Here is a 22667-nt window from a genome sequence, read left to right on the forward strand (position 1 = left end):
AGTAAATATTAGGTCAAAAGCTGGTCCTATTCAGGGGTGGATCCTTCCAGCTTTTCTAAAAGGGAATCGTAGAAGGAATGGGTTTCAAGGGAATCCCTGAAGTTGAAATAGATGGGTGCTGAGCCCCGCATCTGTAGCAAAATCTTAGGGTATTTGAGCTCATCGACATAGACCCTGATCCCCTCGACTCCTTCCAGGGTGTCACGGAACACCCCTTTCTCGATGCCCCATACGGAGAAACCCGATTTCCGTTCCATTTCTGGAATCCTGGGCACCATAGAAATTGTCTCTATTTCGTCATAGTGGATCCTGGAAAAGTAAAACCCTGAAAAGAGCAGGAAACCTTCTTCCTCCTGCTTTATCCAATTCCTGGCATGGAGGACATAGGCCGAGAGGCATACCAGTATGGTCAGGCCAATGACCAGATTCCAGAACCAGTGCCTTTTTTTTACAGCCATCATACGCCCGTCAGGCTCGTTTATTTTTGAGCATGCTTTAAATCCCTGTTTAAGGGGTCTAAACATAGTCAATAGGCGCCATTAAAACAAGAGGGTACCGGAAGGGATACCTCCCCACCATAAATAATTTGACCGCATTCCATTCCTTCAGGAAGCATCAAAAACAGTATCTTTAAGCGTTGGGGGAAGACAGTTTTTCGGGTCTTTCCCTGGAAGACAAACTTTAAATACACATACCGTTTCATGTTTACCCTGGAAGACCTTTCTAGTGCCAAGAGGAGAAAAGACCTCATCGAAATCGCCCACCAAAAAGATATTTCCGTCGCCAAGGCCCTGAGGAATCTGCGCTATGAGGAAGAGCTCCGCCTGTTGCAGATCGAGATGGTCAACTTCCAGCGATGGGTGAGGAAGCACAAAATGAGGGTGGCCATCATTTTTGAAGGGCGGGACGCTGCCGGCAAAGGGGGGACCATCAAGCGCTTTAAACAGCATCTCAACCCGAGGACCACTCGTGTGGTGGCCTTATCGAGGCCCACGGAAGTAGAGCGGGGTCAGTGGTATTTCAGGCGGTACATCAAAGAGCTCCCCAACCCTGGAGAGATCGTTTTGTTTGACAGGAGCTGGTATAACCGGGCCGTGGTTGAACCTGTCATGGGCTTCTGCAATCAACAGGAATACAATCAGTTCATGGTACAGGTACCCGGTTTTGAACATATGTTGTACGAAGATGGGGTAAAGATCATCAAGTTCTGGTTCTCTATCTCCAAGAGCGAACAGAAGAGACGGATAGATTCCCGCCTGCTCAACCCTCTCAAAAAATGGAAATTCAGCCCTGTGGACCAGAAAGGACAGGCGCTTTGGGATAAATACACCTATTACAAAGAGCATATGTTCTCCAAGACCCATTCCACTTTTAGTCCCTGGATCATCGTTAAGGCGAACAGCAAAAAAACGGCCCGACTCGAGAGTATGCGGTATGTGTTGTCCCAATTCGATTATACCAAAGCGCTCAAAAGCAAGACCACCATCCTTCCCGATCCCAACATAGTACTCAGGTACTACAGGCAGATCGAGCAAATAGATACTTAGGCCATGAAGAAAAAACATAACAATGAGTTGGACCTGAGCGCAGAAGACCTCGAATTGCTCAATACTCCCCTGGGGATACAGTTCCTGCTTGCAGATAAAAAGACCAATGTGCCTAAAGCGCTAAGGCAGGTGAAGGATGAGTTCATCTTCCATAAATTGCAGGCTGAGATGATCCGGCTACAGCATTGGGTCATAGAAAAGAACAAAAAAGTGGTAGTCCTCTTTGAAGGGCGGGATGCAGCCGGAAAAGGCGGGGCCATTCGCAGGATCACCGAACATATCAATCCCCGCCACTTCAGGATCGTCGCCCTGCCGAAGCCCAGCGTGGAAGAACAGGGCCAATGGTACTTCCAGCGGTATGTGAATCAGCTTCCCAAACCAGGCGAAATGGTCTTCTTTGACCGCAGCTGGTACAACCGAGCTGTGGTGGAACCCGTCAATGGATTCTGTACAAAATCCCAATACCGCAGTTTTATGGAGCAGGTGAATAGCTTCGAGAACATGATCATGGATTCCGGGATCTTCCTGATCAAGTTCTATTTTTCCATCACCAAGGAGCAACAGGCACTCCGTTTTAACGACATTCAGTCCAATCCGCTCAAGAGGTGGAAAATGACAGATGTGGATCGCAAAGCCCAGGAACTCTGGGACCTGTATACGGAATTCAAAGTGCGTATGTTCGAGCATACCAACCTCAAGAAATCGCCCTGGATCATCATAGAGGCCGACCGGAAGACGGAGGCACGGATCGCTGCTTTGCAATATATCATCGATACCATCCCGTATAATGAACGGGAGAAAAATCACAGAGGCGCAAAGGCGGAGTAGCGGATCTTATTGTGTGTAAAAATTGGTATATTTGAATTAAGAGTGATTGGTATGAAACTGCTTTCGACCCTATCCGCAATTCTCATCCTGTTCCAAAGTTTGAATATCAGCCTTGGAGAGCTATCACGCTTAGATGAGTTCCTGGAGCACGCCTCTTTCCACAAGGAACAATACGGGGACAACCTTTTTGTTTTTATTTCCAAGCATTACGGTGAACTGAAGGCCGAACACGAGAAGAACCATCAGGAAGAACAAGGCGATCACGAAAAGTTGCCTTTTCAACAGCAGTGTTGTACACATCACGCAGCAAATGCCTACGTACTGTTTTCCTCTGCCCAGGATAAGCAAAAGGTCGACACAGAGCCCGAAAAGGGAGAGGCATTCTATTATCTTCAAACCGATTACTCAGGATTCAGATCCGGTATCTTTCAGCCGCCCAAAAAGGCCTGATCACAAGACTTGTCGGGTGAGGACCTTCCGGCCTGCCCTGTTTTTCAAGAACCTTCATCTTTTTTTCCCTCCTAAGGGGGATTGACGCATTTGCAATAATTCAGCACATCATGCTATCATCCATTATTAATTTCAGTATCAGGAACAAATTCCTGGTATTCCTTCTGGTACTTCTCAATATAGGTTACGGGCTGTTCTCCCTGATACAGATCCCCGTTGGGGCGGTACCCGATGTGACGAACAACCAGGTGCAGGTGATCACTACTTCCACAAGCCTGTCTACCCGTGAAATGGAAAAATTCATCACCTATCCGGTTGAACTGGAAATGGTGAACCTGCCGGGCGTTAAAGAGATCAGATCTGTATCCAAATTCGGTCTGTCCGTGGTGACCATCGTTTTTGAAGATGACATGGGGACCTACCTGCCCAGACAACTGATTGCGGAGAAGATCAAATCGGCCTCCGAAAAGATCCCGGAAGGATTCGGAAACCCGGAAATGGGACCTATAACCACCGGGCTTGGCGAGATCTACCAGTACACCCTCGAAATGGAACCGGCATACAAAGGGAAGTATACCTCTGCAGACCTTCGCACCATTCAGGATTGGATCGTCAAAAGACAGCTTTCGGGTATACCCGGCGTAGTGGAAGTCAACACCTGGGGGGGCAAACTGAAGCAATACGAAATTGCCATTGACACCCGCAAGCTCAATGCGATGGAAATTTCGGCAGGGGATGTTTTCTCAGCGCTGGAAAAGAACAACAGTGTTACCGGAGGGGGCTATATTGAAAAGGAAAACCAGGCGTATTTTATCAGAGGGGAAGGCCTGGTCGGTTCTCTGGAAGATATCCGTTCCATTGTCGTGGACAACAAGGATGGGACCCCCATTTTGATCAAAGACATTGCCGAGGTGGGCTTTGGCAGCGCTGTGCGATTTGGCGCAATAACCGGAAACGGGGAAGGGGAAAAGGTACTCGGGCAGGTGATGATGCTTAAGGATGCCAATTCCAAAAAGGTGATCGAAGCCGTGAAGACCAGGGTGACTGAGATCTCCCCTTCCCTGCCGGAGGGGATCTATATCAATCCCTTCCTGGACAGGAGTGAACTCATAGGCAGGACCACCAGTACGGTCATAGAGAACCTGATTTTCGGTTGTCTCATCGTGGTGTTCGTCGTCGTCCTGCTTCTGGGCAATTTCAGATCCGGCCTGGTAGTAGCCTCTGTCATTCCTCTGAGCCTTCTTTTCGCCCTTTCCATGATGTATATCTTCGGGATAGACGCCAACCTGATGAGCCTCGGGGCCATCGATTTTGGAATCATCATCGACGGGGCAGTCATCATTGTGGAGTACACGGCGTACCAGATCACCAAAAAGAGGTCGGAGCTTCTCAACCTCAAAAATGAGGAACGAAGCGAGTTCAAAGATGAGGTCGCAGCAGAAGCAGGAGCCAAGATGATGAACTCCGCTATTTTCGGGCAACTGATCATCCTGATCGTCTTTATCCCTATTCTTTCCCTGAGCGGAGTGGAAGGCAAGATGTTCCGGCCTATGGCGCTTACCTTCAGTTTTGCCCTGATAGGAGCCATCATCCTCTGTCTGACCTATGTCCCCGTGATTTCCTCCCTCCTGTTGAAACCGGCCAGGGCGGAAGGTAGGGATTTTGCAGGCCGACTAATGAAAAAACTGATGTCCTGGTATGAGCCTACCTTGCACTGGGCTTTACAGAGGAAAAAACTGGTCCTGGGTGCGGCCGGCAGTCTATTGGTATTCGCGATTATTATATTCTCCACCATGGGTGGGGAGTTCGTTCCTACCCTCGATGAAGGGGATTTTGTCATCCAACCGATCCTGAAGACCGGAACCTCCCTGAGTGAGACGATAGAGACCACCACACAGATAGAAAAGATCCTCCTGAAGGAATTTCCGGAAGTCAAACAGGTGGTCACGCGGATCGGGGCTGCCGAAGTGCCCACAGACCCCATGTCTATGGAAGAAAGCGATGTGATCATCATCCTTCATCCCAAAAACACCTGGACGTCTGCAAGGTCTAAGGACGAACTTGCCGAGAAGTTTAAGGAGGCTTTGCTGGTCATCCCGGGCATCGAAATAGAGTTCACCCAGCCCATTGAAATGAGATTCAACGAATTGATCACCGGAGTTCGCGCCGATATTGCCATAAAGGTCTTCGGAGAGGACCTCGACATCCTCCTGAAGAAAGGAGAGGAGATCAGGGAACTGATCAAAGATGTGGAGGGGGCTGCAGATATTACCGTGGAGAAGATCGCGGGACTTCCCCAGATGAACGTGTCCTACGACCGTTCCAGGATCGCCCGTTTCGGACTAAATATCGAGGACTTAAACAAAATGGTTTCTGCAGGTTTTTCTGGGAGCACCGTAGGTAGTGTTTTTGAGGGGGAGAAAAAGTTTGACCTGGTCGTGCGTCTTAAAGAGTCTCAGAGACGAGGGATAGAGGACCTCAAAAACTTGTACATCGATGTCCCATCAGGCGGAAAAATCCCTCTCTCCCAAGTAGCTGATATCACGTACCAGAAGGAAGCGGCCAAGATCTCCAGGGATAACAGCAGGAGGAGGATAGTGGTAGGGATCAACGTCCGCAACAGGGATCTGCAATCTGTGGTGGATGACGTCCGGATGCTGATCGAAAGAGACATTTCGCTCCCTGTAGGATATACTTTAAGCTACGGAGGGCAATTCGAGAATCTGCAAAGTGCAAAGGCGCGTTTGAAAATAGCGGTACCTATCGCCCTGCTGCTCATCTTTGTCCTACTCTACTTCACTTTCAACTCCCTGAGAGAGGCAATCCTGATCTACTCCGCCATCCCATTGGCTGCTATAGGAGGGGTCTTCCTGCTTTGGATAAGGGATATGCCTTTTAGTATTTCCGCTGGGATCGGCTTTATCGCCCTTTTCGGTATAGCGGTTCTCAACGGGATCGTCCTCATTGAACATTTTAAAGAATTGAAAACCAAAGGATTAACGGATATGGAAACTCTGATAAAACAGGGGACAAAGGACAGGCTCCGGCCCGTATTGCTTACCGCATCAGCCGCCGCTCTTGGGTTTCTTCCCATGGCGATCTCCACCAACGCCGGGGCGGAGGTACAGCGGCCACTGGCAACGGTGGTCATAGGCGGACTCGTATCGGCCACTCTTCTCACCCTGGTTGTACTCCCCGTACTCTACTGCATGTTCGAAAAGGTCAGCTCGGGCAAGTTGAAAAGAAGGGGGCGCTTTAAAAAATCCCTTGGTGTGCTGATCATACTTTTCTCCATCTCCGTTCAAGGACAATCGGCCCCGAGGGATCTGGACGGGCTGATCCCAATCGCCCTGGAGAATAACGCAGGGCTCAATGCTTCCTGGCTTCGCTATGAACGATCCGAGGTCCTCAAAGGAACGGCCTTTGAATTTGACAAAACCGAGATCTATTACACCTATAACGAGAACAATTTAGCCGTCAACGGATTTCCCGTGGACGTGTTTGGGATCAGGCAGGATTTCCTTTTCCCTTCGGTCTATGGGGCCAGGCGTAAGGTCCAAAAAACAGTGGCTGCCATGGAAAAAGACGCCCATGAGGTCCGGAAAAAAAATCTCATAAGGGACCTTGCCAGTGCTTATTATGAATATCAGGTACGCCTTGAAAAAGAACTGATCTACACAAGGCTTGACAGTATCTACAGGAATTTTGACTACGCGGCCGGACGGCGATTTGAACTGGGGGAAACTAATTACCTGGAAAAAATAACCGCCTCCTCCAAGCAGCGGCAAGTGGCCATTCAAAAAGACAAGGCGGCAGAGGAAGTCGAACTGGCATTAAAAGCGCTACTACAAATCTTGCAAGCCGGGGATACCATTGAGATCTTACGGGAACCCTACAGGAAAGTAGAATTGGTGGAACCCAGCCTGCAAGACCTGCCGGAAATGACCCTTTACAGGGATAAGGCCTTAATGCTGAAGGCGGAGAACCAGTTGGAAAAGCAAAGGCTGTTGCCCGATATTGCACTGGAGTACTTCCAGGGCTCCAATGAAACCCTGGACGGAAACCTGAACGGTTATCTGCTCGGACTTAAAATACCTGTTTTCTTCTCGGGACAGGCCTCCAGAATAAAGGCCTCCTCCCTCGAAAAGCAGGCCTTCGATTCGGAATCCGCGGAATACGAAATCCTCCTTCGCACCAGGCTGGAATCCCTGAAAGCGACCCTTCTCCAAAACCGTAAGGCTCTGTCTTATTACGAGAAGGAAGGCAAAGATCTGGCCAATGAGATCCTGAGAACCGCGATCAGTAGCTTCAAAAACGGGGAAATCGACTTTTTTCAGTACATACAAAGCCTCGAAAATGCCTATGGAATACTGCTGAATTATCTCGACAGTCTCAACGATTACAACCAGACGATCATCAATATCAATTATCTAACCCTTTAACGAATACGACTATGTCCCTGAGAACAATAAGCCTCCATATCGCCCTTCTGACAGCGATCCTGACCGGCTGTAAGCAAAAGGATCAGGAAGCCGGGGAGGCTGGAAAATCCCCTGGAAGGACGATCACTATTTCAGAAGAACAGTTTGAAAATGCCAAAATGCAACTCTCTTCACCGGAAGAACGGTCGTTCCCAAGATCCGTGCAAGCTACGGGAATGATTGACGTACCCCCTCAAAACCGGGCCGTGGTCAGTGCCTTCATGGGAGGCTACATCAGGGAGACCCCTTTGCTTGTAGGCGATCAGGTGAGGAAAGGACAATCGTTGGTCGTCCTCGAAAATCCGGAATTCATCACTCTCCAGCAGGATTTCCTGGAAGTCGGACAACAGCTGAGATTCATGCAGGCCGATTATGAGAGGCAAAAACAGCTGGTAGCTGAAAATATATCCTCCCAGAAGAATTTCCTGAAAGCGGAAAGCGATTACAAGGGGAAATTGGCGCAGTACAACGCCCTCAGGGAAAAACTGAAGATGCTGAATTTTTCTATTCCCAGTGTGGAAGGGGGATTTATTAGCTCTACAGCGACCCTCTATTCCCCTATTTCAGGCAGTATCACTTCGATGAATGTCTCCAAGGGGATGTACGTCTCTCCTTCTGATGAGATCCTGGAGATCACGGATAATGACCACATCCACCTTGAACTGAAAGTGTTTGAGAAAGACATTATGAAACTCAGCAAGGAGCAGCATATCCAGTTCGTCATCCCGGAAGCTTCCCCTGAAGTCTTTGAGGCCCGGGTTTACCTCATCGGTGCTCACATAGACGAGAATCGAACCGTAAAAGTGCACGCACATCTAAAGGAAGAGGACCACCACAGATTCCTGACAGGGATGTTCGTGGAAGCAGAGATCATAACTTCCCAGGACACACATCCCTCCTTGCCTGAGTCGGCCCTCGTTGAGATAGAGGATACGGTTTACGCACTGAGATTAAAGGAAAAGAATGCCGGGGGATATATATTCGAGAAAGTTCAGGTAAAGGTCGGACAGAGATATCAGGGGTATGCCGCCCTGGAGTTTGAGGATCCTGCCGAAATAGGCGAAACCTATTTGACCGAAGGGGCCTTTTCACTTCTGTCCGGTGATCTGTAGCAGGGTACTAGCCCAGGCCTACATCCAGGGCCATCATGATGATGAACCCACCTATGAACCCCATGGTGGCCACATCGGTATATTTGTCCTGCTGGGTCTCGGGAATTACCTCTTCCACCACCACGAAGATCATCGCACCGGCTGCAAAGGAAAGGGCATAAGGCAAAATAGGCTGAAAAGTGAGTACGGCCCAGGCCCCGAGAACGGCAGCGATGGGCTCTACGGCAGCAGAAGCCTGCCCATAAAGAAAACTTTTAGTCCGACTAAGGCCTTGCCTGCGGAGCGGCATCGCCACAGCGAAGCCTTCCGGGAAATTCTGCAAACCAATTCCCAGGGCCAGGGCAACCGCCAAACCGATGTTGACCCCTTCGAACCCGGCGGCGACCCCTCCGAACATGACCCCTACGGCAAGACCTTCCGGAATATTGTGAAGGGTTATGGCGAGGGTTAATAAGGTGGTCCTGTGCCAGGGGGTTTTGATCCCTTCGGATTGTTTGAAGTTGATGTGTACATGGGGCAAAACCTTGTCGAGCCCAAAAATGAATGCAGCCCCCAGCAAAAATCCTACGGCTGCCGGAATAACCTTGACAAATCCGGTTCCGGGGCTCATTTCGATACCGGGGGCGAGCAGGCTCCAGAAACTTGCCGCTACCATGACCCCTCCGGTAAATCCGAGCATCCCGTCCAATACGGCCCGGTTCATGGTCTTGAAGAAGAACACGAGGGAAGCGCCGGCCGCAGTGAGGCCCCAGGTGAACAACGTAGCGTACAAAGCCCCCAATATAGGGTTGATCGATTCAAAATACGAGATTACCTGTTCCATTATTCCAGTTCCTGTGTCACAATGAGATTTGAAGCGATAGCATGAGATAACTGAAGATTTCGGTTGCCGATCCGAACACTTATGGAATCGTCGAAATCCTCCTTCTCCATGACGTATATACGATCCCCTAAGGCGATCTCGTTCTTGTCGAGATACCGCAGGAAGGAACTGGATGAATCCCGCACTCCGATACAAATCCCGGAGGCATTGATATCCAAATTGCTGAGAAGTTTCGAATTTCGGGATTCCACGTCCCCGTTCCTGTCGGGGATGGGATCACCATGCGGATCTACCTTGGGATAGGAAAGGAAGCGGTCGAGTTCATCGATCAGTTTTTCACTTTGAATATGCTCGAGTTGTTCGGCTATCTCGTGAACCTCGTCCCAGGTAAAGTTCATTTTTTCTACCAGAAAGGTCTCCCATAACCGGTGTTTCCTGATGATCATAAGCGCCTTATGCCTTCCCTTTTCACTGAGGTTCACCCCCTGGTACTTCCTGTAATTCAAGTACCCTTTTTCTGCAAGGCGTTTTACCATATCCGTCACAGAGGAAGGCTTGGTTTGCATTTCCTCCGCGATGGCGTTGGTGGAGATCACCCCGGGATTCTGTCGGCCCAGATGGTAGATGGCCTTCAGGTAATTCTCTTCTGACTGCGTCATATACTTTTCAATAGAACAAAAATACATTTTTATTTGTAAAAACATATTTTTAGATTTGTCTAAATTTTATGATGCTGATGATGGATGCCCCGATCAAATGGATATTGATTATGTTTTTGGGATTGTTCCTGGGTGCTCCATTACAGGGACAATCCCAAATGGCCAGTATCTCCGGCAGGGTTACCTCTGTTTCCGAACCCATTCCTGACGTCAATATCAGGATCAGGGGTTCCCGGATCGGCACTTCCAGTGATGCAGAAGGTCAATACCGTCTCGAACCGCTGGAAAAGGGCACCTATGAAATCCTTGCCTCCGCCATAGGGTTTGAACCTTTTGCCATAAAGATAACGCTGTCCGAAAATGAACACAGGGTCCTGGATATCTCCCTTTCCCCATCGGTCGAATCCCTCGATGATATCGTGGTGAGCGGTACTCTGAAACCAGTAAGGCGCCTGGCCAGTCCGGTCCCCGTAGAAGTCTACTCCCCCGCTTTCCTTCAAAAAAACCCCAGCCCTAATGTCTTCGAGGCACTGGCTAATGTGAATGGCGTCAGGCCCCAGGTAAACTGCAATGTATGTAATACCGGAGATATACATATCAACGGTCTGGAAGGCCCTTATACCCTCGTCCTGATTGACGGCATGCCTATCATCAGCGGGTTGGGTACCGTTTACGGTCTTTCAGGCATCCCGAATTCACTGATCTCTCAGGTAGAGATCGTCAAAGGTCCGGCCTCCTCCCTCTATGGAAGTGAAGCCGTTGGAGGACTGATCAATATTATCACCAAACACCCCCCGGAAGCTCCGGAACTCGAAGCAGACGGATACATGACCGGCTGGGGTGAATACAACCTCGATTTGGGTTCGAAATTTGCCCTGGGCGATAAGACCTCCCTGCTCCTGGGATTGAATTACTTCAACTACGACATCCCTATAGACAACAATAATGACAACTTCACGGACGTCACTCTTCAGAACCGCATTTCCGTATTCCAGAAATGGAATTTCCTGAGGCCTAAACAACGTATATTCTCTCTGGCAGGCCGGTATCTGTACGAGGACCGCTGGGGAGGAGAAATGCAATGGACACCCGAATTCAGAGGAGGGGACCAGATCTATGGAGAGAGCATTTATACGAGTCGGTGGGAATTGCTCGGGAGATACCAGTTGCCGGTCGATACCCCCTTTATGCTTTCATTTTCCTACACCAGCCACGACCAGAATTCCGTGTATGGGAACACCACCTATCTGGCCGACCAGCGCATAGGATTTGGGCAACTTACCTGGGGGCCCGAATGGAATGCCCACGACCTGCTGTTGGGTGCAGCGGTTCGGTACAACTATTACGATGACAATACCCCCGCAACCTCTAACCAGTTCGGGAACAATCCGGATGAGGTTTGGATCCCCAGCCTTTTCGCCCAGGACGAGATCGGTCTTGGGGAAAAACACTCCCTTTTACTGGGTTCCCGTCTCGATCTCGACCAAAGGCACGGAGTCATCTTCACCCCCAGGTTCGCCTATAAATGGAAGGTTTCTGATTCCGACCTGTTCCGCCTCAATGCGGGAACTGGTTTCCGGGTAGTTAACCTCTTCACGGAAGAACACGCAGCCCTGACCGGCGCAAGGGAAGTCGTAATCAGGGAGGAACTCGATCCCGAACGCTCCTATAACATCAACATCAATTACTCCAAAAAGATTTACAGCTCGGGCGGCATTTACCTGAACCTGGACGCTTCCCTCTTCTACACCTACTTTACGAACCGTATCATCCCCGATTACGAGACCAATACGGATCAGATCATATACGACAATCTCGATGGCAATTCTATCTCCAAAGGGATCAGTGCGAATATGGACCTCGCATTGCCAAGCGGACTCAAAGTTCTGGTGGGTGCTACGCTTATGGATGTTTCAAGTACAGAGAACGGCATAAAGACCAGACAGATCCTGACGGAACAATTCACAGGTACATGGGGCATTACCTACGAGATCAGGCCCCTTCGCCTCCTGCTGGACTACACAGGCAACATCTATGGCCCTATGCGGCTCCCCTTGTTGGGCGAGCTCGATCCCCGCAGTGAATACTCCCCTACCTGGAGCATTCAAAATATACAGCTCACCTATTCTGGTTTGGATAATTTTGAGATCTACGGAGGGGTGAAGAACCTCCTTAACTGGACACCCAACAGAAGCGCGCCCTTTATTATCGCCAGAGCTGATGATCCCTTTGACAGAAATGTGGCCTATAACCCTGACGGGCAGGTGGTGGCCACCCCTGACAATCCCTACGCCCTCACCTTCGATCCTACCTACGTGTACGGACCCAATCAGGGAATACGGGCCTTTTTAGGGCTACGGTATCGGCTGTAGAAGGATACACCCATAATTCGTACCTTAGCGCTTCTTGAGTGGTCCATGACAGAATACGACTTCATCATCATTGGTGCCGGTGCAGCAGGACTCATGCTGGCCGATGGAATGGGAAAGGACCCGGCTTTCCGGCACAGGAAGATCCTGTTGCTGGACAGGGAAACCAAAAGGACTAACGATCGTACCTGGTGTTACTGGGAGAAAGATAACGGACCTTTTGACGAGATTCTTCACAAAAGATGGGACCAGATCTATCTCTCAGGAGAGAATCTCAAAAAAACATATGACATAGCCCCATATTCCTACAAGATGGTGAGGGGAATCGATTTTTATTCCGATTACCTCTCAAGGATACAAACCTATTCCCACATAACCTTCCTACAGGAATCCGTAACCGAAATTTCCGAGGACTCAGATGGCCCCGCCCTTGTTCGCACCACCAAAAATGTATACAGGGCCCAGCAGGTCTTCAATAGTTTGTTCACCTACCAGAAGATCGGAAAAGACCCGGCTTACCCCATTCTTAAACAACATTTTATCGGCTGGTTCATACGGACCAAAGATCCCGTATTCCATGCAGGAAGGGCCACTTTTATGGATTTTTCCATCCCCCAGAAAGGGAATACCCGGTTTATGTATGTGCTTCCTTTCAGCGAATATGAGGCATTAGTGGAATATACCCTGTTCTCGCCCAAACTCCTCAGGGATGAAGAATACGAAGAAGCCATCAGGGAATATATGGTCCGCGAGTTTAAATGTCCTGATTATGAAATCACAGATAGGGAAAAGGGCAGCATTCCCATGACCTGTTACGACTTTGCCCAGCACAATACCCCCCACATTTTTCACATCGGTACCGCCGGGGGTTGGAGTAAACCCAGCACAGGGTATACCTTTATGAATACGGCCAAAAAAACGGATGCGCTGCTTCGGTATCTAAAGAGTAACAAACCCCTGTCTGCCTTTCAAAAGAAGAGCAGGTTCTGGTATTATGACCTGCTGTTGCTAAACATCCTGTACAGAAACAATGAATTGGGGAAGCCTATTTTCGAATCCCTTTTCAAAAAGCGGAAGCCCCAGCTTATCCTGAAGTTCCTGGATGAGGAGACGAGCTGGTATGAGGACGTCTACATTATGATGGCCCCAAATCCTATTCCTTTTATCAAATCCTTAATTCGCCACTTGTTCTGGGCGGTTACGGGTAAGAAAAAACGCTGGTAGACGATCTCCTCTATACCTTTCTCCCCATCAGGTCTTTCCCAAATTCCATGAGGATCTCCTTCTTTTCCACAGGCAGGTCTATCTTTTCAAGGCAGGAGAACGCTCTGTCGGTGAAACTGGCAATAGCTTTTTTAGTATCCTCAGTGGCCCCGGTCTGGGAGTAGATCTCCTTTACACGACGGATCTTTTTATCGGCCTGCCTTGGCTGGATGGAGAAGAGGTCCTTTAATTCCCTGTCCAGAGCTTCATCACCCATTTCCAGAGCTTTGAGATAGAGGTAGGTCTTTTTGTTCTCGATGATGTCTCCCCCTACCTGTTTTCCGAATGACTTGGGGTCCCCAAAGGCATCCAGATAGTCATCCTGAAGCTGGAAGGCGATTCCTAAGTTAAGGCCAAAGTCGTATATATTTTGTTGATCTTCCTCTGAGGCTCCTGCCGTGATCGCACCCATCCTAACGGACGCTCCTACCAGCACCGCTGTTTTGTATTCGATCATCCTGAGGTACTCCGGTACGGTAACGTCATCCCGTGTCTCAAAATCCATATCGTATTGCTGACCTTCACAAACTTCCACGGCCGTTTTGCTGAACACTGTCGTCAGTCTTTTGAAAATTTCAGGGGGATACTCTTCCAGGAATCTATATGCCTCAATTAGCATGACGTCTCCTGAGAGGATCCCTGTATTGAGGTCCCATCTCTTGTGTACCGTAGGTTTCCCACGTCTGAGAGGAGCTTCATCCATGATGTCGTCATGGATCAGGGAGAAATTGTGGAAATACTCAATGGCCAGAGCAGCACCCAGGGCATTCTGGTAGCTTCCCCCAAAAAGTTCGGAGGAGAACAGGGTAAGGGCCGGCCTCAGTCGCTTTCCCCCCAGTTTCAGTATATAAAAAACAGGATCATACAAAGACCTGGGCTCCCTGGGTTTTATTCCCGAAAGGAGATGCTCTTCAAATCGATCTCTGTAAAACGCGACAAGCTGCATGGGCAATTTTTTTTTTCAAAAATAGGGGAAATCATCACAAAGCCTTTTCGAACACTTCAAAAACAGTGAAAATTCCAGATAAGAAGGCTATGTTAAAGAAACGTAAAACTTTGGAAACTTTTTTTGTTTTTAAAGTTTCCTTTATATTTTTGGCCCCCTATGAGAGAAAAAATTCTGGATAAGGCCACTGACATGTTCCTTTCCCTGGGCTTTAAAAGCGTGACCATGGACGACCTGGCCAATGAGATGGGCATATCCAAAAAGACCATTTACTCCCATTTTGACAATAAGACCAAATTGGTCGAGGCCTCTACTTCCTGTCTTTTTGAAACGATCTCCGAAGGCATCAACGCCATTTGCAGCCTGCAGAAGAATCCGATAGAGGAACTCTACGAGATCAAAAAATTTGCCATGAAGCACCTCAAGGACGAAAAAGCTTCTCCCCAGTTCCAACTTCAGAAATATTATCCGCGCATACACAACGCCATGCGAATGAGACAATTTGACCTCATGCAGACCTGTGTGGTCGATAATATCCGAAGAGGGATCGACCTGGGGATCTACCGTCCTAACCTGAATGTGAACTTTATTGCGAGGATCTATTTTACCGGCGTAACCAGCATCAAAGACCACACCCTTTTTCCAGAGGACGAATTTCCGAAGACACAGCTTATGGACGACTATCTCGAATATCACCTCAGGGGGATCGTCACCCCGGAGGGTCGTAAAATACTCAATGAAATTATCCACTCAAATAACCAGTAAATGAAACTTTATAGTTTTACTATCGCTCTGCTCTTCCTTTCCATGGTATGTTTTGCTCAGGATAATCCCACCTCCTTTACCCTGGAAGAGGCCATAGCTTTTGCCCTGGAGAACAACTATAAGGCAGTCAACGCCGAAAGGGACATCATCGACGCCCAAAAGCAAAAATGGGAGACCATCGCTTCGGGCTTGCCCCAGATCACCGGGGATGTCAGTTACCAGAACTTTTTGAAGCAACCCGTATCTCTGGTACCGGCTGAATTCTTTGGCGGACAAGCAGGGGACTTCGTGCCTATTGTCTTTGGACTTCCCCAACAGGCCACGGCTACAGCCACCCTCAGGCAGCAGATCTTTGACGGGTCTTATATTGTAGGGGTACAGGCTACCAAAGCTTTTTTGAGCTACAGCCAGAACAACAAGGAAAAGACAAGGCAGGAGGTCAGAAAGGCCGTGGTAGAAGCTTATGGCAATGTCCTCCTGGCTCGGGAATCCGTAGAAATACTCAACAGAAACCTCGAGGCCCTCAGCAGCAATCTATACGAGACCCGCAAGTTATTCGAGAACGGACTCGCAGAAGAGGAAAGTGTAGAGCAATTGCAGATCACTTTCTCTACCGTGGAAAGCCAGTTGAACAATGCGAGGCGACTTGAGACCATCACCCTCCAGATGCTCAACCTGGTGATGGGACTTCCGCTCGATGCCCAGACCAGTCTAAAGGAGAATTTGGACGATCTCGCCCGAGAATACGTCGATCCCACCGTGTTGGACGCCCCTTTCATCATGGAGAACAACGTGGACTTTAAACTGGTGAACAACCTGAATGAACAGAGGTATTTCGAGCTCAAACTGGCCAAGAGTCGGGCCCTGCCCACCCTGAACGCCTTCCTTAACTACGGGAGCACAGCCTTCAGCGAATCTTTTACCTTCTTTGACAGTGACCAGCAGTGGTTCGATCAATCCATCCTCGGATTCGACCTCAGCATTCCCATTTTCAGTTCGCTCAGGCGAAGTGCTAGCACCCAAAGGGCCAAAATAGCCTTGGAAAAAGCAAAGACACAACTCACAGAAACCCAGGAACAGATCCGTTTGCAACTCGAAAAGGCAAAAAGCGATTACCAACTGGCCATAGAACAATACGCTACCACCCAGGAAAATTTGAATCTCGCGGAGAGGATCGAGAGAAAAAATCAGATCAAATACAAAGAAGGCATAGCTTCCAGCTTCGAACTCAGGCAGGCACAAACACAGTTGTACAATGCCCAGCAGGAATACCTTCAATCCATGGTAGACGTTATCAACACCAAGACCGAATTGGAAGTAATTGTAAACAATTGATAAACCTCATACAAATCCACATACCAAAATGAAAACTAGTATCCCAATCCTGACCCTCTTTGTCTTGCTGATCTCCTGCGGGGGAGACCAGAACGAATCCCTGGAAACCCTTATCGCCAATGGCGATCTGGAAGCCATCAGGTCAAAAAAATCAAGCTTATCTGAAGAAATGAAGTCCATCAGCGACCAGGTCAAAGCTCTGGACTCCGTCATAGCCATCCTCGATGCAGACACCAAATTACCCCTAGTGAATACCTTCGAGGTCAACTCCGGGAATTTTGAACACTTCCTTGAATTGCAGGGTGATGTCGCCACTAAACAGAATGTTCTGATCTACCCCGAAATGGCCGGTACCCTGGAGAGGGTCTACGTAACGGAAGGCGACAAAGTGGTTAAGGGTCAATTGCTGGCTAGTATAGACCACGGGGGTATGGCCAACCAGCTCGAGCAACTCAAGGCCCAGGCTGCCCTGGCAGAGACCACATACGAAAGACAAAAGAGACTTTGGGAACAGAACATAGGCTCTGAGATCCAGTACCTCCAGGCCAAGACCTCCTACGAGGCAAGCAGGAATAGTGTACAACAAGTGGAGCGTCAGCTGGCGAAGTCAGCCATACGGGCTCCCTTTAGCGGGATCATTGACGACGTTATCAAAGACCAGGGAACAGTGGTTGCCCCAGGTCCGGGATCGGAAGTATTCAGGATCGTCAACCTCAGCAATATGTACCTTACCGTGGATGTTCCGGAGACCTATGTGGGCAGTATAGACGAAGGTACCAATGCCAAAGTGTATTTCCCCGTTTTGGGCGACTCAGTTCAGACCAGGGTCAGGCAGGCTGGCAACCACATTAATCCCAACAACCGCTCCTTCACTGTGGAGATCCCGGTACCCAATGAGAGCGGTACGATCAAACCCAATCTCAGCGCTCGGGTATTGATCAACGATTACACCAACCCTGAAGCCCTGCTCGTGCCCCAGAGTGTGATCTCCGAAAATGCGGAGGGGGAGCAATACGTCTTCATTGCAGAGAACCCCACAGACGACATGAAAGGTACGGCCCGCAAAAGGGTGGTGGTCACAGGAATGACCCAGGGAAGGTTTGTGGAGATCCTGAACGGCCTACAGCCCGGGGAACTCATCATTCAGGAAGGGGCGAGAAGCGTGAAAGACAACCAGGACGTCCAAATCATTAAGTGATCCCAGACATGAGCAAACAGAAAAAGAACGCCGATAAGGAATTCAGGCCCTCATCCTGGGCCATAGACAACCCCTCTGTGGTCTATGTGATGATCGCTATCTTCCTCTTTATGGGGTACGGGGCCTATATGGCACTTCCCCGGGAAGACTTTCCTGAGGTCGTGGAGACCAAGGTTTATATCAGTACGCCCTACCCCGGTAACACCGCCGAGGATGTAGAGCGGTTGATCACCGACCCCCTTGAGGACCGTATCAAAAACGTCAGCAACCTGGTGGAGCTCACCTCGACCTCCCAGGAAGACTACAGTATTATCACGGCCGAGTTCGACGAGGATATCACCGTAGAGGAAGCCAAGCAGAAGGTAAAGGACGAGGTGGATGCGGAAAAGGCCAGTGAGGACTGGCCCCTTTTTAACGGTGCCAAGGTAGAGCCCAACGTGTTCGACCTTAACCTGGCAGAACAGATCCCCATTATCAACATCAACTTCACCGGTGATTATCCGGTCGAAAAACTCAAGGAATACGCAGAATACCTGGAAGACAGGATAGAGGACCTGCCACAGGTGAAAGAAGTGGATATCCGTGGTGCCCAGGAGAAGGAAGTGGAAGTGGCTGTGGACGTGTACAGGATGATGGCGGCCAAGGTCAGTTTCCAGGACGTGCTTCAGGCCATCTCCAACGGCAATATGACCATGTCTGCCGGAAACCTCAAGACCATCAATCAAAGAAGGACCATCCGTATCCTAGGGGAGATCCAGGATCCTCAGGAATTAAACGATTTCGTGGTTAAATCGGAGAACGGAGCCGTATACCTGAAAGACATAGCCACCGTTACCTTCGATGAAAAGGACAAGACCACCTACGCCCGTGAATTTGGCGACAATGTGGTTATGCTCGACGTGAAGAAACGGTCCGGGAGAAACACCATAGAAGCCATCAATGAGATCAAAAAGATTGTCGCGGATGCCGAAGAAAATTACTATCCCAAGGACCTCACCCTGACCATCGCCAACGATTCGTCCAGCAGGACTCTGGGACAGGTAGATGACCTGGTCAATAATATCATCTTCGGGATCATCCTGGTGGTGACCGTACTTATGTTCTTCCTCGGATTCAGGAATGCTCTCTTTGTCGGTTTTGCCATCCCCATGTCTATGTTCATGTCCTTTATGATCCTCTCGGCACTCGGCTATACCCTGAATACAATGATCCTTTTCGGCCTGATCATGGGTCTGGGGATGCTGGTAGACAACGGGGTTGTCGTGGTGGAGAACGTGTACCGCCTCATGGAACAGGAAGGGATGTCGCGGATCGCTGCCGCCAAAAAAGGGATAGGGGAGATCGCCTTTCCGATCATCGTTTCCACCCTGACCACGGTGGCCGCTTTCGTTCCCCTGGGCCTCTGGCCGGGGATCTTCGGGCAATTCATGATCTATTTTCCCATCACGCTTTCCGTGGTGTTGGGCTCCTCCCTCTTTGTGGCCATCTTTATGAACTCCATGCTGGTTTCCCGCTATATGGAAGTTGGCGACAAGGAACTGACCCGCAAACAACTTTTCAGGCTCTCGATTATCCTGGGAGGTCTTGGTGTGCTGATCCTTATTTTCGGGGGTAGCCTGCGCGGACTCGGTAGCCTGATGATCCTGAATGTCTTCCTGTTCTGGGCGTACAAATACGCCATTAAAAAATGGGCAAGGAAGTTCCAGAGCACCACACTCGTAAAATTTGAAAATTTCTACGAGCGACAGATCAAATATTCGCTCAGGGGAAACAATGTCTATTGGTTCGCCGGCATTACAGGATTGCTCCTGGTGGTAACCATCATGCTCTTTGGATTGTCCCTGGGAAGTGGCAGGACAAAAGTGGAATTCTTTCCGGACAACACCCCTAACGAGATCAACGTGTATATCGAATACCCGCAGGGTACGGCCATAGAGAAGACTGATGAGCTCACCAAAGCGATCGAGGACCGGGTATATGCCGTGGCCAACCAACCCAAATACAAACAGGCCGATTATAATTTCCTCCTTTCTTCCGGGGTTTCCCAGGTGGGAGAGGGTGCCGGAAACCCTTATACAGACGGGGGTTCTTCAGCAGAAATGCCCCACAGAGGAAAGATCACCCTTTCTATGCGGGAATTTAAATACCGCAACGGCCTGGATACAGAACAACTGAGGAAAGAGATACAGGACGACCTTACGGGTATTTATCCGGGTGTATCCATCTCCGTAGAAAAGGACGCCGTGGGTCCTCCCTCCGGCTATCCTATTAATATCGAGCTGGAAGGCAAGGATTACGACGTATTGATCAATACCGCTGAGAATATCCGCAACTTCATCAACCGCAAAAACATCGCAGGGATCGAGGAACTCAAGATCGATGTCAACAAAGGCAAGCCTTCCATGAATGTGGAGGTCGACCGGGAAAAAGCGGGAGAATTGGGCGTAAGCGTAGGACAGGTAGGCCAGCAACTGAGGCGTTCCCTCTTTGGGGAAAAAGCGGGGATCTACAAGTTTAACGGAGAGGACTACGATATCAATGTACGCTTCAAGGAAGATATGAGATATGACAAGAGTGCCCTGTTCAACCAGAACATCATTTTCAGGGACCAGGCCACGGGTCGGATCAAAGAGATACCCGTATCCGCCGTAGCGTCGCAGAAAAACACCTCTTCCTTTAGTGCGATCAAGCACAGGGACAACAAACGTGTGGTCACGGTGTATTCAGGGCTAAAACCAGGTTTTACTGATGCCGGAGCGGTCGTAGCTGATATCCAGAAAGAAATGGAGAACTTCCAGGACCTACCTGAAGATGTGAGACTCGACTTTACCGGGCAGATCGAAGAGCAGAACAAGCAAATGCAATTTCTGGTCGGGGCCTTTTTCTCCGGACTGGGGTTAATTATGCTTATCCTGATCTTCCAGTTCGGGGGGATCTCCAAACCTGCAATCATCATGACCGCCATTTTCCTGAGTTTTATAGGAGTATTCGGCGGCCTGATGGTTACCGGTTGGCCCTTTGTGATCATGATGACCATGATGGGAATCATCGCCCTGGCAGGGATCGTGGTAAACAATGGAGTAGTCCTCCTCGATTACACCCAGATCCTGATCGATCGCCGAAAATTGGCGCTGGGACTGGATGATTACGACCTGTTGCCCCTTGAGGACGTCACCGTGGCTATTGTAAAAGGAGGAAAGGCGAGGCTCCGGCCGGTGATCCTGACCGCGGTAACCACTGTGCTCGGACTCATACCCCTTGCGGTGGGTCTGAATATCGACTTCTTCTCCCTCTTCTCAACGGGTGATCCCAAGATCTATGTTGGCGGGGATAACGTGATCTTCTGGGGACCCCTGGCATGGACGGTGATCTTTGGTTTGATCATAGCTACCTTCCTGACCCTGATCATCGTCCCCGTATTGTTCAACATAACCTATCGCATCAAACTCTTCTTCCGCCCGGGCAAGGCCGAAGCCCTTGAACAAAAGGAGGTTGAGATTGCCGCCTGATCCCAATAAAAAAGGCCGCCTCAATGGGCGGCCTTTATCTTTCTTGTTTTCTATTCATTTTCCGACAATGGCGTCGGCATGATATTAAAGATCTGATCTCCAGCCCTGTCGATCGGCAGGGTATTAGACAGGTTATATCGCCTCAGGTCGAACATCCTGTGGTTCTCACACCAGAGGGAATACCTTCTTTGGTTCAAAAGTTCCGTGGTTAGTTCCTCGGCCGTATAGGGAACAATAGGCAATGGCAAGTCTGCAAGACCAGCTGAGTTCCTGATCACATTCAAGGCATTTTCTGCTTCTGAAAGGTCATTCGTCAGGATATTGGCCTCTGCGTATACCAGGATCAATTCCTCATTTCGGCACATATCGATGGGTGAGATATTTGAAGCGTACAGAGCGGTTTGATAGGCGCCTGACAGGTCATCCTGCGTAGTTGGATTGGCGCGGATCAGCGTCTTGCTGCTCACTCGTGTGTCCCCGGCCTCAGCATCCGCAATAAAGGAATCATGCACGATGATCTGGTCCCCGTTATTGTCAGGGATCTTGAAAAGACCATTGGTCTGGTCTCCGCTGTCCAGGCTGAAAATGTGCTTAGGTCCAATATTGAGATCTCCATTGAGGTCGAAATACGAATTGGAGAGAGCGGTGAGGGCGGCCCCTCCATCCCCTGCGTATACCGCTGCCACCGCTGCAGTAGCCCTGTTGAACTGGGCAAAGGTACTGGGGGTGTCGAAGCCGTCAAAACCGGCCAGGGGGAATGCGAATTCCGAACCTGCACCGTTGAGGTCAGATAAAGCCTCGTCTAACAAGGCTCTTACAGCCGTAAGTGCCGCATCAAACTCCAGGATTGGACCCAGATTGTCCGGGTCAGCCACGTCTATACGGGCCCTGTTATACATCTTTAACACCTCGATCAGCTCATAGGCGATAACAGTTTTGGCAAATCCTCTGTACCCGGCCTTCTGCGTATCCGTCACCGAGGTGGTATTATCCAGGGATTGCAAAAGAATATTCGCATTCTTAATGGATACGTACCTGCCTCCCCAGGGTGCAGTGGAGTAAAAAGAGTTGTTATCCAGATTGCTGCCATTGCCTCCCAACAGGTCTCCCGTATTGCGGGGATCTGCGTCAAAGAGATACAATTCCCTGGCCATGGTTCCTGAGGCCGTGGTCTGTATGGGAAGTGAATTCCTCATGGCCGATTCTACTCCTACCACCAGATTGTTTAGCTGGTTCTGTGAAGCATCGGTGAGAACCCCCGCCAGACTGGGCCTGTTCGGATCAACCTGTTCATCAAAGGAACAGGCGGAGATAAAGGCACCAAAGAATACCAAGAGCGCCAAACCTCCAATTGAATAATATTTCTGTATGATTTTCATCGC

The 22667-nt window shown here is 49.5% G+C and carries 16 protein-coding genes; 11 read left to right on the forward strand and 5 right to left on the reverse strand.

Annotation, left to right across the window (positions count from 1 at the left end; translation table 11 throughout):
* Positions 1-26 precede the first annotated feature (26 nt).
* A complete protein-coding gene (locus GWK09_RS04320) occupies positions 27-461 on the reverse strand; it encodes a hypothetical protein (RefSeq protein ID WP_163691768.1) in 435 nt (144 codons plus the stop codon).
* 240 nt (positions 462-701) lie between these two features.
* Between GWK09_RS04320 and ppk2 (GWK09_RS04325) the strand changes: the two genes are divergently transcribed.
* The 5 genes from ppk2 (GWK09_RS04325) (at position 702) to GWK09_RS04345 (ending at position 8418) form a co-directional block, all read left to right on the forward strand.
* The gene (ppk2, locus tag GWK09_RS04325; RefSeq protein ID WP_163691769.1) at positions 702-1547 is read left to right on the forward strand and encodes a polyphosphate kinase 2; all 846 of its coding nucleotides are present in this window, start codon (positions 702-704) and stop codon (positions 1545-1547) included.
* A gap of 3 nt (positions 1548-1550) precedes the next feature.
* The gene (gene ppk2, locus GWK09_RS04330) at positions 1551-2375 is read left to right on the forward strand and encodes a polyphosphate kinase 2 (protein ID WP_163691770.1); all 825 of its coding nucleotides are present in this window, start codon (positions 1551-1553) and stop codon (positions 2373-2375) included.
* A 51-nt stretch (positions 2376-2426) separates the two neighbouring features.
* A complete protein-coding gene (locus tag GWK09_RS04335; RefSeq protein ID WP_163691771.1) occupies positions 2427-2825 on the forward strand; it encodes a hypothetical protein in 399 nt (132 codons plus the stop codon).
* A 110-nt stretch (positions 2826-2935) separates the two neighbouring features.
* Positions 2936-7267: a CusA/CzcA family heavy metal efflux RND transporter gene (locus GWK09_RS04340; RefSeq protein WP_163691772.1), complete on the forward strand. Its 4332-nt coding sequence runs from the start codon at positions 2936-2938 to the stop codon at positions 7265-7267.
* An 11-nt stretch (positions 7268-7278) separates the two neighbouring features.
* Positions 7279-8418, forward strand: a complete 1140-nt coding sequence (locus tag GWK09_RS04345; RefSeq protein ID WP_239530648.1) for an efflux RND transporter periplasmic adaptor subunit — start codon at positions 7279-7281, stop codon at positions 8416-8418.
* 7 nt (positions 8419-8425) lie between these two features.
* On the opposite strand, the gene GWK09_RS04350 is transcribed toward GWK09_RS04345, so the two are convergent.
* Together GWK09_RS04350 and GWK09_RS04355 are read right to left on the reverse strand one after the other, a co-directional pair.
* The gene (locus GWK09_RS04350) at positions 8426-9241 is read right to left on the reverse strand and encodes a ZIP family metal transporter (RefSeq protein WP_163691773.1); all 816 of its coding nucleotides are present in this window, start codon (positions 9239-9241) and stop codon (positions 8426-8428) included.
* Entirely contained in the window at positions 9241-9900 is a 660-nt protein-coding gene (locus tag GWK09_RS04355) for a metal-dependent transcriptional regulator (RefSeq protein WP_163691774.1), read from the reverse strand. The genes GWK09_RS04350 and GWK09_RS04355 overlap by 1 nt, the downstream gene beginning before the upstream one ends.
* A 68-nt stretch (positions 9901-9968) precedes the next feature.
* Here GWK09_RS04355 and GWK09_RS04360 point away from each other — a divergent pair, with 68 nt between their 5' ends.
* Both GWK09_RS04360 and GWK09_RS04365 read left to right on the forward strand, forming a co-directional pair.
* Entirely contained in the window at positions 9969-12272 is a 2304-nt protein-coding gene (locus GWK09_RS04360) for a TonB-dependent receptor (protein ID WP_394367568.1), read from the forward strand.
* A gap of 45 nt (positions 12273-12317) precedes the next feature.
* Entirely contained in the window at positions 12318-13493 is a 1176-nt protein-coding gene (locus GWK09_RS04365) for a lycopene cyclase family protein (RefSeq protein WP_163691775.1), read from the forward strand.
* A 10-nt stretch (positions 13494-13503) separates the two neighbouring features.
* Here the strand turns inward: GWK09_RS04365 and GWK09_RS04370 are convergent, their stop codons facing one another.
* Complete coding sequence (locus GWK09_RS04370; protein ID WP_163691776.1) at positions 13504-14478, reverse strand: polyprenyl synthetase family protein; 975 nt, start codon at positions 14476-14478, stop codon at positions 13504-13506.
* 159 nt (positions 14479-14637) lie between these two features.
* Between GWK09_RS04370 and GWK09_RS04375 the strand changes: the two genes are divergently transcribed.
* From GWK09_RS04375 to GWK09_RS04390, 4 genes are read left to right on the forward strand one after another with little or no spacing between them, the layout of a single operon-like run.
* Positions 14638-15243 carry a TetR/AcrR family transcriptional regulator gene (locus tag GWK09_RS04375; RefSeq protein WP_163691777.1) on the forward strand — a complete coding sequence of 202 codons (606 nt, stop codon included), beginning with the start codon at positions 14638-14640 and terminating at the stop codon, positions 15241-15243.
* Positions 15244-16578 (forward strand): TolC family protein, encoded by a 1335-nt coding sequence (locus GWK09_RS04380; protein WP_163691778.1) that lies wholly within the window; start codon positions 15244-15246, stop codon positions 16576-16578. It begins immediately after the preceding gene.
* 28 nt (positions 16579-16606) lie between these two features.
* Positions 16607-17776, forward strand: a complete 1170-nt coding sequence (locus tag GWK09_RS04385) for an efflux RND transporter periplasmic adaptor subunit (RefSeq protein ID WP_163691779.1) — start codon at positions 16607-16609, stop codon at positions 17774-17776.
* A gap of 8 nt (positions 17777-17784) precedes the next feature.
* Positions 17785-21285 carry an efflux RND transporter permease subunit gene (locus tag GWK09_RS04390; protein WP_163691780.1) on the forward strand — a complete coding sequence of 1167 codons (3501 nt, stop codon included), beginning with the start codon at positions 17785-17787 and terminating at the stop codon, positions 21283-21285.
* 50 nt (positions 21286-21335) lie between these two features.
* Here the strand turns inward: GWK09_RS04390 and GWK09_RS04395 are convergent, their stop codons facing one another.
* Positions 21336-22664: a RagB/SusD family nutrient uptake outer membrane protein gene (locus GWK09_RS04395; protein ID WP_163691781.1), complete on the reverse strand. Its 1329-nt coding sequence runs from the start codon at positions 22662-22664 to the stop codon at positions 21336-21338.
* Positions 22665-22667 lie beyond the last annotated feature (3 nt).

This window comes from Muriicola jejuensis, from assembly GCF_010671595.1.
Taxonomy (GTDB): Bacteria; Bacteroidota; Bacteroidia; order Flavobacteriales; family Flavobacteriaceae; genus Muriicola; species Muriicola jejuensis.

What these genes read in the sequence shown, in the direction of transcription:
- GWK09_RS04350 (WP_163691773.1), bottom strand. Translation starts at nt 9,241, where the DNA reads ATGGAACAGGTAATCTCGTATTTTGAATCGATCAACCCTATATTGGGG.
- GWK09_RS04365 (WP_163691775.1), top strand. Translation starts at nt 12,318, where the DNA reads ATGACAGAATACGACTTCATCATCATTGGTGCCGGTGCAGCAGGACTC.
- GWK09_RS04340 (WP_163691772.1), top strand. Translation starts at nt 2,936, where the DNA reads ATGCTATCATCCATTATTAATTTCAGTATCAGGAACAAATTCCTGGTA.
- ppk2 (WP_163691770.1), top strand. Translation starts at nt 1,551, where the DNA reads ATGAAGAAAAAACATAACAATGAGTTGGACCTGAGCGCAGAAGACCTC.
- GWK09_RS04385 (WP_163691779.1), top strand. Translation starts at nt 16,607, where the DNA reads ATGAAAACTAGTATCCCAATCCTGACCCTCTTTGTCTTGCTGATCTCC.
- GWK09_RS04320 (WP_163691768.1), bottom strand. Translation starts at nt 461, where the DNA reads ATGATGGCTGTAAAAAAAAGGCACTGGTTCTGGAATCTGGTCATTGGC.
- GWK09_RS04390 (WP_163691780.1), top strand. Translation starts at nt 17,785, where the DNA reads ATGAGCAAACAGAAAAAGAACGCCGATAAGGAATTCAGGCCCTCATCC.
- GWK09_RS04380 (WP_163691778.1), top strand. Translation starts at nt 15,244, where the DNA reads ATGAAACTTTATAGTTTTACTATCGCTCTGCTCTTCCTTTCCATGGTA.
- GWK09_RS04395 (WP_163691781.1), bottom strand. Translation starts at nt 22,664, where the DNA reads ATGAAAATCATACAGAAATATTATTCAATTGGAGGTTTGGCGCTCTTG.
- GWK09_RS04360 (WP_394367568.1), top strand. Translation starts at nt 9,969, where the DNA reads ATGATGCTGATGATGGATGCCCCGATCAAATGGATATTGATTATGTTT.
- GWK09_RS04345 (WP_239530648.1), top strand. Translation starts at nt 7,279, where the DNA reads ATGTCCCTGAGAACAATAAGCCTCCATATCGCCCTTCTGACAGCGATC.
- GWK09_RS04335 (WP_163691771.1), top strand. Translation starts at nt 2,427, where the DNA reads ATGAAACTGCTTTCGACCCTATCCGCAATTCTCATCCTGTTCCAAAGT.
- ppk2 (WP_163691769.1), top strand. Translation starts at nt 702, where the DNA reads ATGTTTACCCTGGAAGACCTTTCTAGTGCCAAGAGGAGAAAAGACCTC.
- GWK09_RS04375 (WP_163691777.1), top strand. Translation starts at nt 14,638, where the DNA reads ATGAGAGAAAAAATTCTGGATAAGGCCACTGACATGTTCCTTTCCCTG.
- GWK09_RS04370 (WP_163691776.1), bottom strand. Translation starts at nt 14,478, where the DNA reads ATGCAGCTTGTCGCGTTTTACAGAGATCGATTTGAAGAGCATCTCCTT.
- GWK09_RS04355 (WP_163691774.1), bottom strand. Translation starts at nt 9,900, where the DNA reads ATGACGCAGTCAGAAGAGAATTACCTGAAGGCCATCTACCATCTGGGC.